Annotated in this window: 15 protein-coding genes; 6 read left to right on the top strand and 9 right to left on the bottom strand. The window is 71.2% G+C overall.

What is annotated here, in order from left to right:
* Positions 1–125 precede the first annotated feature (125 nt).
* Complete coding sequence (locus ACTWPT_RS11530) at positions 126–383, top strand: UBP-type zinc finger domain-containing protein (protein WP_443177278.1); 258 nt, start codon at positions 126–128, stop codon at positions 381–383.
* Between the two features lie 31 nt (positions 384–414).
* Here the strand turns inward: ACTWPT_RS11530 and ACTWPT_RS11525 are convergent, their stop codons facing one another.
* Both ACTWPT_RS11525 and ACTWPT_RS11520 read right to left on the bottom strand, forming a co-directional pair.
* On the bottom strand, positions 415–1,998 hold the full coding sequence (locus ACTWPT_RS11525) for a Na+/H+ antiporter (protein ID WP_443177277.1): 1,584 nt from the start codon (positions 1,996–1,998) through the stop codon (positions 415–417).
* 62 nt (positions 1,999–2,060) lie between these two features.
* Positions 2,061–3,215, bottom strand: coding sequence for a hypothetical protein (locus ACTWPT_RS11520; protein WP_443177276.1), 1,155 nt, complete (start codon positions 3,213–3,215; stop codon positions 2,061–2,063).
* Positions 3,216–3,444: 229 nt separating this feature from the next.
* Between ACTWPT_RS11520 and ACTWPT_RS11515 the strand changes: the two genes are divergently transcribed.
* A complete protein-coding gene (locus ACTWPT_RS11515) occupies positions 3,445–5,445 on the top strand; it encodes an ATP-dependent DNA helicase (protein WP_443177353.1) in 2,001 nt (666 codons plus the stop codon).
* A 469-nt stretch (positions 5,446–5,914) separates the two neighbouring features.
* Here the strand turns inward: ACTWPT_RS11515 and ACTWPT_RS11510 are convergent, their stop codons facing one another.
* From ACTWPT_RS11510 to ACTWPT_RS11485, 6 genes are read right to left on the bottom strand one after another with little or no spacing between them, the layout of a single operon-like run.
* Positions 5,915–6,670, bottom strand: a complete 756-nt coding sequence (locus ACTWPT_RS11510) for an SGNH/GDSL hydrolase family protein (protein WP_443177275.1) — start codon at positions 6,668–6,670, stop codon at positions 5,915–5,917.
* Positions 6,667–7,101, bottom strand: coding sequence for a type II 3-dehydroquinate dehydratase (gene aroQ / locus ACTWPT_RS11505; protein WP_443177274.1), 435 nt, complete (start codon positions 7,099–7,101; stop codon positions 6,667–6,669). Before aroQ ends, ACTWPT_RS11510 begins: the two co-directional genes overlap by 4 nt.
* Complete coding sequence (aroB, locus tag ACTWPT_RS11500) at positions 7,098–8,171, bottom strand: 3-dehydroquinate synthase (RefSeq protein ID WP_443177273.1); 1,074 nt, start codon at positions 8,169–8,171, stop codon at positions 7,098–7,100. Before aroB ends, aroQ begins: the two co-directional genes overlap by 4 nt.
* A complete protein-coding gene (locus tag ACTWPT_RS11495; RefSeq protein ID WP_443177272.1) occupies positions 8,168–8,668 on the bottom strand; it encodes a shikimate kinase in 501 nt (166 codons plus the stop codon). Before ACTWPT_RS11495 ends, aroB begins: the two co-directional genes overlap by 4 nt.
* 28 nt (positions 8,669–8,696) lie before the next feature.
* On the bottom strand, positions 8,697–9,878 hold the full coding sequence (aroC, locus tag ACTWPT_RS11490) for a chorismate synthase (protein WP_443177271.1): 1,182 nt from the start codon (positions 9,876–9,878) through the stop codon (positions 8,697–8,699).
* 43 nt (positions 9,879–9,921) lie between these two features.
* Positions 9,922–10,500: a prepilin peptidase gene (locus ACTWPT_RS11485; RefSeq protein WP_443177270.1), complete on the bottom strand. Its 579-nt coding sequence runs from the start codon at positions 10,498–10,500 to the stop codon at positions 9,922–9,924.
* Positions 10,501–10,729: 229 nt separating this feature from the next.
* Here ACTWPT_RS11485 and ACTWPT_RS11480 point away from each other — a divergent pair, with 229 nt between their 5' ends.
* The 4 genes from ACTWPT_RS11480 to ACTWPT_RS11465 all read left to right on the top strand — a co-directional run bounded on the left by ACTWPT_RS11480 (position 10,730) and on the right by ACTWPT_RS11465 (position 13,526).
* Complete coding sequence (locus tag ACTWPT_RS11480; RefSeq protein ID WP_443177269.1) at positions 10,730–11,185, top strand: hypothetical protein; 456 nt, start codon at positions 10,730–10,732, stop codon at positions 11,183–11,185.
* Between the two features lie 147 nt (positions 11,186–11,332).
* Positions 11,333–12,547 carry a Na+/H+ antiporter NhaA gene (nhaA, locus tag ACTWPT_RS11475; protein ID WP_443177352.1) on the top strand — a complete coding sequence of 405 codons (1,215 nt, stop codon included), beginning with the start codon at positions 11,333–11,335 and terminating at the stop codon, positions 12,545–12,547.
* A gap of 236 nt (positions 12,548–12,783) precedes the next feature.
* Positions 12,784–13,386, top strand: a complete 603-nt coding sequence (locus tag ACTWPT_RS11470; RefSeq protein WP_443177268.1) for a hypothetical protein — start codon at positions 12,784–12,786, stop codon at positions 13,384–13,386.
* Positions 13,383–13,526, top strand: a complete 144-nt coding sequence (locus ACTWPT_RS11465; protein WP_443177267.1) for a hypothetical protein — start codon at positions 13,383–13,385, stop codon at positions 13,524–13,526. Before ACTWPT_RS11470 ends, ACTWPT_RS11465 begins: the two co-directional genes overlap by 4 nt.
* A gap of 36 nt (positions 13,527–13,562) precedes the next feature.
* Here the strand turns inward: ACTWPT_RS11465 and ACTWPT_RS11460 are convergent, their stop codons facing one another.
* On the bottom strand, positions 13,563–14,090 hold the full coding sequence (locus tag ACTWPT_RS11460; RefSeq protein WP_443177266.1) for an SseB family protein: 528 nt from the start codon (positions 14,088–14,090) through the stop codon (positions 13,563–13,565).
* Between the last annotated feature and the right edge of the window lie 7 nt (positions 14,091–14,097).

Raw genomic sequence — 14,097 nt, 5'->3', positions numbered from 1 at the left:
GCGGCTCCTCGGGACAGTGTGGCCTATGTCACTCCCCCCGCCTGACCACAATGTCCACGTTCGCCCGGCAACCGACAAGAGGCCCGGCCGAAATTAGACGGGACACTGGCCCTAAGATTGCTGTTATGGCAATCTGCGAGCATCTTTCCCGGGCGGGCGACCCCTCGGCGAACACGCCGGAGGGCTGCGAGGAGTGCCTGGCCGACGGCGGCCGGTGGGTGCACCTGCGCCGCTGTCTGGAATGCGGCCACATCGGGTGCTGCGACTCCTCGCCCGCCAAGCACGCCACCGCTCACTTCCACGCGACGAACCATCCGGTGATCCAGTCGTTCGAGCGTGGCGAGGACTGGCGGTGGTGCTTCGTGGACAGTCAGATGGGCTAGCGCTGGCGACCGCGGCCCGGGGCGGCTCGGGCTAGCGTTCCAGGATGGCCTCCTCGAAGTCGAGTTGGGCCATCACCTCGCGCAGGACCTCGTCGTCGAGGCGGCGCTCGTCGCGCAGGCGCACGAAGACCTGGCGTTCGGCCTGCAGCATGTCGCGGCGCAGCCGGCGGTAGAGCGAGCTCGGGGTCTCCGCGCCGCCCGATCCCGTGCCGCCGCCCAGGCGCTCCCAGGCGGTCAGCGAACGGCGCCACGACTTCTCCCTCAGCTGGTCGATGACCTGCTTCTGGATCTCGTCGGGCTCGCCCTCCTCGGCGACGAGCCGCTCCAACTCGGCCAGTCCGGCCTCCAGCGCCGCCTGCTGAGCCGCCGCCTCGGCCAGGCGGTCCTCGTAGCGCTCCCGCTCGGTCGTCACGCCCAGCCGCCTGATCAGCGCGGGGAACGTGGTGCCCTGGATGAGCAGCGTGCCGATCACGGTCGTGAACGTCAGGAACAACAACATGGCGCGGTCACGGGGAGGGACCTCCGGCGGGATGGCGAACGCCGCCGCCAGCGACACCACGCCCCGCATGCCCGCCCAGCTCAGGATCACCGCCTGCTTCGTCGTGGGCACCGGCTGCCTGGTGTTCTTGGCGACCAGCCCGATCAGCCAGGTCGCGACGAACACCCAGACGAACCTGGTGAGGATCGTCGCCGCGAGCACCGCCCCCGCGTATCCGGCGACCGCCCACGCGCTGTAACCGGAGATGCCCTGGATCACGGTCACGAGCTGCAGCCCGATCAGCACGAACACGATCGTCTCGAGGAAGAAGTCGGTGACCTTCCACACCGCGTCCGACACCAGCCGGGTGCCGAACCCCCGCAGATGCATCCGGTGGCCCAGGTAGAGGCCGATGATCACCACCGCGATCACGCCGGAGGCGTGCACGGTCTCGGCCGCGGCGAACGCGGCGAACGGGATCAACAACATCAGCGTGTTCTCGACCAGCGAGTCGCGCGTGTGCTCGAACACCCAGGCGAACACGAACGCCAGCGCCAGCCCGATCGCCACCCCGCCCGCCGCCGCGAGTAGGAACGTTCCGACGCTCTGGAACAGGTCCACGGTGCCGCCCACAGCCGCACCGATCGCCACCCGGTAGGCCGTCAGCGCCGTGGCGTCGTTGAACAGGCTCTCCCCGATCAGGATCGTCAGCGTCCTGCGCGGCAGGCCGAGCCGCCGGCCGACCGCGACGGCGGCCACCGCGTCGGGCGGCGCGATGATGGCGCCGAGCGCGAACGCCAGTGCCAGCGGCAAGTCCGGCAGCAGCAGGTGCACGAGCAACCCGACCACGGCCGTCGTGAACAGCACCAGCCCGATCGACAGCAGCAGCACGGCCCGCTTGACGTCACGCAGGCGCAGGTAGGAGCTGTCGAGCGCAGCCGAGTAGAGCAGCGGCGGCAGGAACACGAACAACACCAGCTCGGGATCCAGCGGCACCGCCGGCACCAGCGGCGAGGCCAGCAGCCCCGCGGCCACCAGCAGCAGCGGGGCCGGCCATCCCTTGCGCCGCGCCACGGCGGCGACCGCGATACCGCTGGCGGCCACCAGCAGCAGTTGCAAGCCCAGGATGGGACTCACGGCGCTCCTTCTCCCTCGGCCCGATCACCTCGCGGAGAGCGTACCTGGGCGCGCCGGGTGAATCACCACTCCCTGCGGTCGCTCCGCTGGTGGTAGTCCGGATGCTGCTGCTCGGGACGTAGGCGCTCGCCGGTAGAGAACATGGGATCCCCGACGTACGGGCGGGACATGCCCGCATCCGGCTGCTGGGGCTCCTGCCGGCCGAGGGCCAGCAGCGGATCCACCGGGTTGGCCTGCGGCGCCTGCTGGTAGCCGGCGTAGTCATCGCGGGCGGGCTGCTGGGGGGCGTGGCGCCGCCCTGCGCCCGGGATGCCGTGCATGGGCGTGCCCAGGCCGGCGGCGCTCTGACTCTGCGGCTGCGGCTGGGGCTGATGCTGGGGCTGCTGGTAAGTCTCCTGATGCCGCCCAAAGGAATCAGACGCGTAGGACTCGGACGAGTACGGGTCGGAGTGGTACGGCTCGGACCGGTGCTGAGGGGCCGCCGCATAGGGGTCGGCAGCCTGGGAGGGGAAGCCGAGGGGGTCGGTGCTCAGCGGCGCCGGACGGCGCTGTTCCTCGGGCATCTGGTAGACGGGCTGGTTGTCCGCATACTGGGGACCGCCGAAGCGATCGGGTTGCTGCTGGTACTGGGCCTCGGCGGTGTACTGAGGGCCGCTGAAGGGATCGCCGGTGTACTGAGGGCCGCTGAAGGGGTCGCCGGTGTACTGGGGCTGGGGTGCGGTCGAGTCGATGTACTGGGGCCCAGTGAAGGGCGCCGCCCCCCGCTCGCCGTAAGCCGGGGTGGTGTCCCTGGGCGCTGCGGTCTCGCCGTACGAGGCGACGAGCTTGTCCTGCGGCGCCGGGCCCCTGGCCACGAGGACGTCATTGGGCGACAACGCGGCAGTGGGACGTTCGTCGAGCTGATGGTGGGCCGGCTGCTGAGCAGCGGGCTGCGGCGGCCGCTGGTACTGGCCTGTGCCCGGCATGACTTCGGTGCCCGGATCGTGCGCGGGCACGGCGGGCTGCTCGCCCGTGGCCTCGGCATAGCCCCCGTCAAGGGTGTCGAGCAGCCGGCCGACGTCCTCCATCGGCATGCGGAAGCTCGCTGTGCACATCTCCCCCCGCCACAGGCTGAGCACCAAGGTGCCCTCGTGCCACGTGACCCGGAGACACCGCTCCTGACCTCGGGCATCGAAGAAGACTTCGCCGAACGACGGCAACGGGACAACTTCCGACATGGCAGACATACTGCTTTAACCAGCCTTTATTCGTCCACTCAACCCCGGAAAACCCTACAGAACCGGCCTTCCCCTATACACCGCGAATCCCTCTGATCACACTCCGGAAGATCTGTTTGACCAGTTGGAGTCCCGATCGCCCAGTGTGCCATGCGCCCCGCCGAAAGGATTCAGGAATGTCGGGATGCGCATGGCCGATCACACCGCGTTCGGCACGGCGACCCGGAAAATGCGGGTAGCGTTTACTGCCGTGCCGGACTCCCATCTCCCGCCAGTGGACCAACTCCTCAGCATCGCGGTCGGCGCTCTCGGAGGGAGCGAACGGCAGGGCCAGATCACGATGGTCCGCGCCGTGCAGCAGGCCATCGACGACGAGGAACACCTGGCGGTCCAGGCCGGCACGGGGACCGGGAAGTCCCTGGCGTACCTCGTGCCGTCGATCCGCCACGCCATGGACAGCGACAAGCCGGTCGTGGTGTCCACGGCCACGATCGCGCTGCAGCGCCAGCTCGTGGACCGCGATCTGCCCAGGCTGGCCGAGACGCTGAGCAAGGAGCTGCCGCACGAGCCCACGTTCGCGATCTTGAAGGGCCGCCGCAACTACCTGTGCCGTTACAAAGCCACGGCGGGCTGGCCCGAGGAGGACGAGCAGGACCAGCTGTTCGACCCGCGCGAGGTGAGCGCGACGGGCCGCATGGTGCAGCGCATCCAGGAGTGGGCCGAGGAGACCGAGACCGGCGACCGGGACGAGCTGGTGCCGGGAGTGAGCGAGCAGGCGTGGCGGCAGTTCTCGGTGAGCGCGCAGGAGTGCCTGGGGGCCAACCGCTGCCCGAGCGGCGCCGAATGCTTCGCCGAGCTGGCCAGGGCCCGCGCGGGCGAGGTCGATGTGGTGGTGACCAACCACGCGCTGCTGGCCATCGACGCCATGGGTGACCTGCCGGTGCTGCCCGAGCACGAGGTCGTGGTCGTGGACGAGGCGCACGAGCTGGTCGACCGCGTGACGTCAGTGGTGACCGGCGAGTTGTCGGAGCTGACGGTGTCGCTGTCGGTCCGCCGGGTGGGCAGGCTGATCGAGCAGACGGTCGCCGACCAGCTCCAGGAGGCCGGAGAGGACCTCAAGGCGCTGCTGGCCGCCGCCCCGCCCGGCCGCATCGACGAAATGCCGCAGGTGCTCGGCCTGACGTTGCAGCTGATCCGCGACACCGCCTGGCGCTGCATCACGGCCATGGGGCCACGCGGCGCCGACAAGGACGACCCGGACAAAGCCGGGCAGCGCAAGGCGGCGTTCACGGCCCTGGACGAGGTCCACGACACGACCGTACGCATGCTGGAGGCCTACGGGCACGACTCCGAGGCCGACCGGGCGGAGGTCGTGTGGCTCGACGCCGGCACCGACCGGCGTCCCCCCGCGCTGCGAGTGGCGCCGCTGACGGTCAGCGGCATGCTGCGTGACAAGCTGTTCGGCGAGCGTACGGTGATCCTGACCTCCGCGACCCTGGCGCTGGGCGGCACGTTCGACGGGCTGGCCGGGCAGTGGGGGCTCGGCGACGCCAAGGGCTGGCAGGGCATCGACGTCGGCTCGCCGTTCGATCACCCCCGCGCCGGGATCCTGTACGTCGCCAAGCACCTGCCCCAGCCGGGCCGCGACGGGCTGCCGCAACAGTATCTGGACGAGATCGCCGAGCTGATCGAGGCTGCCGGGGGGCGCACGCTGGGGCTGTTCTCGTCGATGCGCGCGGCCAAGGCGGCAACGGAAGCGCTGCGGGAGCGGCTGGAAGTGCCGCTGCTGTGCCAGGGTGACGACTCGACGATGCTGCTGGTCAAGCAGTTCGCCGAGGACGAGCCGACCTGCCTGTTCGGCACGCTGTCGCTGTGGCAGGGCGTGGACGTGCCCGGACCGTCGCTGCGGCTGGTCATCATCGACCGGGTGCCGTTCCCACGCCCGGACGACCCGCTGACGTCGGCCAGGCAGCGCCATGTAGCGGCGCGGGGCGGCAACGGCTTCATGGCGGTGGCCGCCAACCACGCCGCCCTGCTGCTGGCCCAGGGCGCCGGCCGCCTCCTGCGCGCCCAGAACGACAAGGGCGTGATCGCCGTCCTCGACCCCCGCCTCGCCACCGCCCGCTACAGCGGCTTCCTCCTGGGCTCCCTCCCCCCGTTCTGGCGCACCACGGACCCCTCCGTCCCCCGCGCCGCCCTAAAACGCCTAGCAGCCGAACCAACCGCATAACACCCTCCCGCCTTCTCGTCGCCCGCAGGCCCGTGACCCGGACGTCCCGGGTCAGAGCCTCCCGGAGGGCACCTCCCCGTCGTCCGGGATCGGAGGCGTCCCGCGGTGGGGGCGCCCCGGTCGGAAGCGTCCCAGTCGGAGGCGTCCCGCGGTGGGGGCGTCCTGAGGCGGGGAGCCGTCCCGGGTGGGGGCGTTGGGGCGGGTCCTGCCGCCACCGCGCGCGTCGCAAGTCGTGGGCCGCCGGCGGTGTGGCCGCCTTCGGTTGGGGACGCCGGGTCCGGGGCCCTGTGGCCGTCGTGCATCCAGAGAAGGGCAGCCTACGGAGCCGATCCAGCCTTCGAACCACGGAGCCGGTCCAGAAGACGCTCGCGTAACGGTGGCCCACCGGTGAAGGGTCAGAGGCCGTTTCCTGGAGGGCCCTCAGCCGAAGTACGGCGGGTGGCAAACCACGGCAACGCGTAACAGATAATCACCCAAACGGCGTGAGGTCGGGGCGCTTGGGGGGGATGCCATCGCCGGAAGACACCCCCCGGAGGCGGCGCGCCACCCACGGGACGAGATACTCGCGCATCCATTGGGCATCCTCGCGCCGCCGCGAACGCGGATCCACCACGCGCGCGGGCCAGTCCTTGCGCCAGTCCTCGAACGGCACCCCCAGCACGTCCAGCACCCGCGCCGCCACCAGCCGATGCCCGTCCTCGTTCATGTGCAGCCGGTCGGCGCTCCACGCCCGCCAGTCCCGCAGCCCCTGCATCGACCACTGGTCCACGAGCCGGCACCCGTACAGGTCGGCGATGGACCGCACGTGCAAGTAGAAGATCGCGAACCGCCCGCGCAGCCGCCGCATCAGCGGCGTGTCCCGCGGATCCACCCCCGTGAACAGCAGCACGTCCGCCCCGCCCGCCCGCAGGTCCCGCACGGCCCGCGCGACCTTCTTGGCCATCACGTCCGGGTCGCTGCCCGGCCTGAGCAGGTCGTTGCCCCCGGCGCAGAAGCTGACCAGGTCGGGCGCCATCTCGACGGCCAGCGGCACCTGCTCGGCGACGATCTGGTCGATCAGCTTGCCGCGGACGGCCAGGTTGGCGTAGCGGAAGGACGGGTCGTCGGCGGCGAGCCGCTCGGCCACCCGGTCGGCCCAGCCGCGGTAGTGGCCGTTGACGCCGGGGTCGTTCAGTCCTTCTGTGAAGCTGTCGCCGAGCGCGACGAAGGACTTGTAGTGCCTCATGAGGTGGTGTTCATCTCCGAAATAGCCTGCAGCGCAAGGACGTACGACTGTAGTCCGAACCCGGCGATGGTGCCCGTCGCCACCCCGGCCACGACGGAGGTATGGCGAAACTCTTCCCTGGCGGCCGGATTGCTGATGTGCACCTCGACGAGCGGGGCGGTGCGCTGGGCGATGGCGTCGCGCAGGGCGTAGGAGTAGTGGGTGAACGCGGCGGGGTTGAGCACGACGGGGATGCGACCGTCGCAGGCCTCGTGGATCCAGCCGATCATCTCGGCCTCGTCGTCGGTCTGGCGCACTTCGACGTGCTCGCCGAGCTTGCGCCCGGTGTCGCGGCAGAGCTCGGCCAGGTCCTCGAACGTTTCGGCGCCGTAGACGTCGGGCTCACGGGTGCCGAGCCTGCGCAGATTGGGCCCGTTGAGCACGAGGATCATGCCGAGATCTCCTTGTAGGCGGCGTCGAGCAGCTCTTCCGAGGGGTCTTCGAGGCGGCCGGGCTTGGCCAGGTCGTCGAGCACCACGAACCGCTGCTTGGCGCCGCGGTTCTTCTTGTCCAGCCGCATGTGGTCGCGCAGCTGCGGCCACGCGTCGGCGCGGTAGGAGATGGGCAGGCCCACGCTGGTGAGGATCTCGCGGGTGCGATCCACCAGGTCGGCGCGGCCGGAGAGCCGGGACAGCTCGGCGGCGTAGACCATGCCGATGGCGACGGCCTCGCCGTGGCGGATGCCGTAGTGCTCGTTGCGCTCGATGGCGTGGGCGAGCGTGTGGCCGTAGTTGAGGATCTCGCGCAGCCCCGCCTCACGCAGGTCGGCGCCCACCACGTCGGCCTTGACCTGGATCTTGCGCTCGATCAGCTCGCGGGTGTGGGGGCCGTCGGGGCGGGTGGCGGCCTCGGGGTCTTCTTCGATGAGGCGGAGGATCTCCGGGTCGGCGATGAAGCCGCCCTTGATGATCTCGGCCAGGCCTGCCACGTAGTCCTGCCGCGGCATGCCGTCCAGCGTGGACAGCTCGCACAACACGCCCGCGGGCGGCAGGAACGTGCCGACGAGGTTTTTGCCCTCGGGCGTGTCGATGCCGTTCTTGCCGCCGACCGCCGCGTCGACCATGGCCAGCAGGGTCGTGGGCACGAGCACCACCTGCACGCCGCGCAGCCACGTGCCGGCGACGAACCCGGCCAGGTCGGTCGTCGCGCCTCCGCCCACGCCGACGACGGCGTCGGAGCGGGTCACGCCGTGACGGCCGAGCGCCGACCACAGCCCGGCGGCCACCTCGACGGTCTTGGCCTGCTCGCCGTCCGGCACGGGCAGCTCGACCACGTCGTAGCCGGCGCCGGACAGCGCCGCGCAGACCGGCCGGGAGATCTGCGGCAGGGTCTCCGGGCAGATCACGGCGACCGTGCGCACGCCCGGCTTGAGCAGCGTGGTCAGCTCGGCCAGCACACCTGTGCCGACCACCACGTCGTACGGGCTGTCGCCGCGTACGGTGATCCTGGTCGCGGCGGTCATGCGGGCAGCCCCTTCACGATCTCGTCGGCGAGCTCGGCCGGCTCGCGCTTGTCCGTCACCACGGTCACCACGGCCAGCCGCTCGTAGACCGGCCGCCGCTCCTCCATGAGCTTCTTCAGCTGGCTGCGCGGGTTGAGCACGAGCAGCGGCCGGGCGGAGGCGAGCCCGACCCGCTGGACCGCGTCCGACAGCCCCACCTGCAGGTAGACCACGTGGTGGCCGGCGAGCAGCGCCTGGGTCTCCTCGTTGAGCACGGCGCCGCCGCCGAGCGACAGGATGCCGTCGTGCTCGGCCAGCGCCCGGCGTACGGCCTCGTGCTCCAGCTCGCGGAAGCGGGCCTCCCCGTCTTCGACGAAGACATCGGAGACGGGCTTGCCCGCCACGGCCTCCACGTCTGCGTCGGTGTCGCGGAAGCCGACGCCGAGCCGCTCGGCGAGCAGCCGCCCGATGGTCGTCTTGCCGGACCCGGGAGGCCCGATCAGGACTACTGTCGTCATTTCACCCCTCCTCGTTCGCTCCACCGTGTCATTTGATCACCATGGAGGAGAGGTAGCCGGACAGGTTGCGCGCGACTTCCTCGACCGAGTCGCCGCCGAACTTCTCCAGCGCCGTGTCGGCCAGCACCAGCGCGACCATGGCCTCGGCCACGACGCCGGCCGCCGGCACGGCGCACACGTCGGAGCGCTCGTGGTGTGCCTTGGCCGCCTCGCCGGTCTTGACGTCGATCGTGGCCAGCGCCCTGGGCACGGTGGAGATCGGCTTCATGGCGGCGCTGACCCGCAGGATCTCGCCGTTGGTCATGCCGCCTTCGACGCCGCCCGCGCGGTTGGTGATGCGCTTGACGCCGTCCTCGGCGGTGTATTCGATCTCGTCGTGGGCGCGGGACCCGGGCCTGCGCGCGGTCTCGAAGCCGTCGCCGACCGCGACGCCCTTGATCGCCTGGATGCCCATGAGCGCCGCGGCGAGCCGGGAGTCGAGCCTGCGGTCCCAGTGCGTGTAGCTGCCCAGGCCCGGCGGCAGGCCGTAGGCGAGCACCTCGACGACGCCGCCGAGCGTGTCGCCGTCCTTGTGTGCCTTGTCGATCACGGCGATCATGGCGGCGCTGCCCTCGGGGTCGGAGCACCGCACCGGGTCCTCGTCGATCCTGGCCAGATCGCCGGGCCCCGGCAGCTCCTCCGTCGGGGTCCGGGCGCCGCCGATCTCAGTGACGTGGCTGACGATGTCGACGCCGAGGGCCTGCTTGAGGAAGCGCCTGGCGACCTCGCCGAGCGCGACGCGGGCGGCGGTCTCGCGGGCGCTGGCCCGGTCGAGCACCTGCCTGGCGTCGTCGAACCCGTATTTCTGCATGCCAGCCAGGTCGGCGTGGCCCGGGCGCGGGCGCGACCTGGGCGCGTTGCGCGCCAGGCCCTCCAGCTCGGCCGGGTCGACCGGATCGGCCGCCATGACCTTCTCCCACTTGGGCCACTCGGTGTTGCCGATGCGGATCGCGACCGGGCTGCCCATGGTCCGCCCGTGGCGTACGCCGCCGACGATGGTGACCTGGTCCTGCTCGAACTTCATCCGGGCGCCGCGGCCATAGCCGAGACGGCGGCGGCGCAGGGCCTCGTCGATCGCGGCCGTGGTCACTTCCACCCCGGCCGGGAGGCCTTCGAGGATGGCGACGAGTTCGGGCCCGTGGGACTCTCCGGCGGTCAACCAGCGCAACATGCGTACAAGTCTTCCATGCGCCGCCGAGTGGGATGTCCCACGTTCACGTGTCGAGACACAGCACGGTGAACGCCCCCAGCAGCATGAACGGCCCGAACGGGAACTGCGTGTGCCTGGTGCCGCGCCCGGTCACGAGCAGCGCCAGGGCGTAGAGCGCGCCGAGCAGCTGCCCGCAGAACGCCGCGACCACCCAGGCCTGCCAGCCCAGCGCGGCGCCCGCCATGCCGATGAGCCCGGCCAGCTTGACGTCTCCGAGCCCCAGCGCGTCCGGTCTGATGACCCACAGCAGCCCGTAGATCGCTGCCAGCGCCGCCCCTCCGGCCAACGCTCTCGGCAGCTCGCCGGTGGGCAGGAGGGCCAGTGCGGTGATCGGGTACGCGGGAAGCGTGATCGCGTCGGGCAGAATTGTCGTGCGCCAGTCGATGACGGCCAGAGCGACGCCGATCACGGCGAACGGCACGTAAGGGAGGCCGAGGCGCCAGGCGACGAGCGCGGTGACGGCGGCGGTCACCAGCTCGGACTTCGGCGGCCAGGGAAGCTCCGGGAGGCCGTCGTAGGAGTCGGCCAGGGTCCTGATGCGGTGTCCGCAGACGAGTCCGGCCAGCGCCATGAGTGCGACCACGAGCCGACCCTAGTGCGGGCCCCGGCCCTCCTGCGGCCGATCAACGGAGCCGGCATGGACCGGCCGGCCGGCGGGCGGGCCGGCATGGACCCGCCTGGCGCGCGAGCCGGCATGGATTCGCCGGCCGGCGCGGCGTTCGCCTTCCGCGGCCCGATCGAAGCGGACTGCGCCGTACAGTTCGAAAGCGGTGCTATTGCGGCGAGGGCCGACAATCACGGACACTTCCCTCGTGGACAGGGATCGGTTCGCCAGGATCGCGGTCGTCATCGCGACGTTCGTGCTCGCCCCTGTGTTACTGGAGATGCTGGCCTGGTACATCGAGGGTGAGGATTACAACGTGTCCCGCGCGCTCACCGTCCTCGCCGTGGTGGGCGGGCTGGCGGTGATCGCGCTCGTGGTCGGCCGGATCCGTGGCAGGCTGCCGGTCATGGTGGTCGGCGCGATGACGGTGGCCTCTGTGGGCGGGCTCATAATTAGAATCACGTCGAGGTACGCAGGCCAGAAGGAGGGGAGCTCGATGGTTCGGCACAGCCTCGTCTTTGTGGCTCCTCGACCCGATGGCCTCCAGTCGGGGTGTGGCGACTCTGCGGTGCTGGAGCCGCTGGAGCACCGGCCGATCGGGACGAACGGCTACGTCAGCACCTGGGGCGCGATCACGGGCGGGTCTCCGCCGAAGGCCGTCTGAGCCCTGCCGATCCCGGCGGGACACCGCCCGCCCGCACCGGCTCTCCCGGTCACCTCCCCATGCCCGCACACGGGCGGCACGGGCTCCCCCCTCGACGCCCTTCACCGACCCGTATCTGGAGTTTCCTTCGTGTCTGCCTTCGCGCGGATGACCGCTGCGCTGCGCTTGGACGTCGTCAGCGGTTCGCTGCTGATCGGTGCCGCCTTGATCGCGCTTACCTGGGCGAACTCGCCCCTGTCGGCCTCGTACGAGTCCTTGCGTTCTTTCCAGTTCGGGCCCGCCTTCCTTCACCTGGACCTGCCCGTGCACTCCTGGGCAGCGGACGGGCTGCTGGCGGTGTTCTTCTTCATCGTCGGCAACGAGCTGAAGCAGGAACTGGTCCACGGCGAGTTGCGCAACCCCCGCCGGGCCATCCTGCCGATCGTGGCCGCCCTGGGCGGCGTGCTGGTGCCGGCCGCGCTGTTCCTGGCCGTCATCGCCGGCACCGGCGGCGAGGCGAGCGGCGGGTGGGGCATCCCGATGGCCACCGACATCGCCTTCGCCATCGCCGTCCTGGCGGTGATCGGCCGGCACCTGCCAACCCCTTTGCGCACGTTCCTGCTCACGCTCGCCACGGTGGACGACATCTGCGCAGTCATTGTCATCGCCGTCGCCTACACCGGCGAGTTGTCCCTGGCCGCGCTCGGGCTCGCCGCCGCGGGCCTGGCCGTGTTCGGCTACCTGCAGAACGGGCGCGGCCGGGCCGTCACCCGGGTGCGGGCGACGGTGCCGGGATGGCTGCTGTTCGGGCCGCTCGCCCTGGTCATCTGGGCGCTGATGCATGCCTCCGGCATCCACGCCACGATCGCCGGAGTCGCGATGGGCCTGCTCATGCGCACCAGCGCACGCGAGGGCGAGAGGTCCAGTCCCTCGCACCGGGCCGAGGAAGTCCTGCGGCCGGTCTCGTCCGGGCTTGCGCTGCCGGTGTTCGCGCTGATGTCGGCGGGCGTCTCGGTATCCGGAGCGGGCGGGTTCTGGAGCAGCGCCATCACCTGGGGCATCCTCGCCGGCCTGGTCGGCGGCAAGCTGCTGGGCATCTTCGGCGCTACGTGGCTGACCGCTCGCTTCACCAGCGCGCATCTGAACCCGCAACTCGGCTGGGCCGACATCGCCGGCGTCGGGGTGCTCGGCGGCATCGGCTTCACCGTCTCCCTGTTGATCGCCGAGCTCTCCTACGCCGACGCGGCGCATCTCACCGACGCCAAGGGCGCCGTCCTGCTCGCCTCGGTGGTCTCCGCTGTGCTGGCCGCCGTGTTGCTGGGCGCTCGCAACCGCCACCACCGGCGCCTGCGCGCCCAGCGCTCCGATGCTCGCAGCGGGTGACGACCTCGCCCGGCGCTGACCCGCGACGGCCTGGCCGGGGCAGTTAGCGTTGAGCCTTTCGCGACCTGAGCTCGTCAAGGGCTGCGGCCAGTTGCTCGCGCAGGTCGGCTTTGTCTTTCGCCAGGGCGCGGATGCGCTCGTTGGCCGCCTGCAGGCGCTGACGCAGCGAGGCTTCGGAGGCCCGTTGCCGGGCCGGGACCTCGGCCCGGCCACCCGCGCCGCCGGAGGCGGTGCGAGTGGCCCGAGTCTGGCTCCTGATCCTCGTCCTGCTCGCAGGATGGGGCACCGCACGTCTCACCGGCATCGGCGATCTGGAGACGTCCGAGACGTACCTGCTGGCCAGTCAGCTGCTGCGGGCCATCGGCCTGTACGGGAGCACGCACGACATCGACAGAGCCGTGGCACGCGCCCATGCCCGGCTGATCGTGGCGGCGGTCACGGTCGGGGTGGTGCTGAAGGCGGCGTTCATCGCGAGCGTCCTCTACCTGTTCACCGGCGATCCACTCGCGGTGATGCTCGCGGTGGCGGTGGCGCAGATCGACCCGCTGTCCGTGGCGTCCGTCATGGGCGACTCGCGGCTCTCGCCCAAGGCCCGCACGACCCTGGCGGCGTGGGCATCGTTCGACGATCCGGTGACGGTCGTCCTGTCGGTGTACGCGGCCACGCTGGCGTTCTCGTCCGACGGGATCTCCGTGTCCCATCTGGCCGATCTGGGATGGAACGCGTTGTTCGCCGCGGTGGCGTACGTGGTGTGGCGGCTGGTGCGGCGCGGCCCGGCCTGGCTGATCAACGCGGCGGCCGTCGCCCACTTGCGCAGCAGAACGGGGTCACGGCCGTGATCCTGGCGCTGGTGTTCGAGCGGTCGCTGGACGGATTCGTGGCGGTGGTGGCGCCGGCGGTCGTGACCGTCAATCTCCTTCACGCTCTGGCGAACCGCGCGGCAGACACCTGGGAACGGCGCCGCTCGTCCGTGCCCTGACCCCGGTCATCGCCGGGGAACCGACGCGTCCCCGGCTCAGCGCCGGGAGAACCAGCGGCGCCTGCGTACCAGCTCCACTTTGGCCACGGTCGCGCGCTCGAGCCGGTCGGCGGTGCCGGACTCGATCGCCGCCAGGGCCTCCAGCACCGCGCCCTCGATCACGAACTGCACCGGCCCGGCCACGTCCACCACGACCGCCGCCGCCTGCTCCTGCACGGCGGCCCGGCACACCTGCAGCGTGGTCGCCTGGATCGGCCGGGCGTCCGGCCGCCACCTGGCCAGCGCCTCCGCCCCGGTGAACGCCAGCACCGCCTGCCTGCCATCCTGCCCGACGAGCTTGGGGAGGGCCATCTCGCTCTCCTTCTCCTGCCGCAGCCCGTGCGCGCCGACCTCGGACTGGGTCAGCAGGGCGACCACAGGCACCAGGAGCCTGGCGCCGCTGAGGGCGTTGAGCACGTTGGTGGGCTCGGCCGTGCCCGCCTGGTAGGCGGCGAGAGCGGCGGCCACCGCGGGTGCGGCACGGCCGTCGTCGCCGGGGTCGAGTGGCTGCGGAATGCTGGGCACAGCCTAC

The sequence above is a fragment of the Nonomuraea sp. 3N208 genome (genome assembly GCF_052245935.1).
Classification (GTDB): domain Bacteria; phylum Actinomycetota; class Actinomycetes; order Streptosporangiales; family Streptosporangiaceae; genus Nonomuraea.
Note: the sequence above shows the minus strand (reverse complement) of the source record. Positions and strands in the feature narration are given on the sequence as shown.

Excerpts from the sequence above, each read along its gene's own strand:
- ACTWPT_RS11530 (WP_443177278.1), top strand. The coding sequence starts at position 126 with ATGGCAATCTGCGAGCATCTTTCCCGGGCGGGCGACCCCTCGGCGAAC.
- ACTWPT_RS11520 (WP_443177276.1), bottom strand. The coding sequence starts at position 3,215 with ATGTCGGAAGTTGTCCCGTTGCCGTCGTTCGGCGAAGTCTTCTTCGAT.
- ACTWPT_RS11515 (WP_443177353.1), top strand. The coding sequence starts at position 3,445 with ATGCGGGTAGCGTTTACTGCCGTGCCGGACTCCCATCTCCCGCCAGTG.
- ACTWPT_RS11510 (WP_443177275.1), bottom strand. The coding sequence starts at position 6,670 with ATGAGGCACTACAAGTCCTTCGTCGCGCTCGGCGACAGCTTCACAGAA.
- aroQ (WP_443177274.1), bottom strand. The coding sequence starts at position 7,101 with ATGATCCTCGTGCTCAACGGGCCCAATCTGCGCAGGCTCGGCACCCGT.
- aroB (WP_443177273.1), bottom strand. The coding sequence starts at position 8,171 with ATGACCGCCGCGACCAGGATCACCGTACGCGGCGACAGCCCGTACGAC.
- ACTWPT_RS11495 (WP_443177272.1), bottom strand. The coding sequence starts at position 8,668 with ATGACGACAGTAGTCCTGATCGGGCCTCCCGGGTCCGGCAAGACGACC.
- aroC (WP_443177271.1), bottom strand. The coding sequence starts at position 9,878 with ATGTTGCGCTGGTTGACCGCCGGAGAGTCCCACGGGCCCGAACTCGTC.
- nhaA (WP_443177352.1), top strand. The coding sequence starts at position 11,333 with ATGACCGCTGCGCTGCGCTTGGACGTCGTCAGCGGTTCGCTGCTGATC.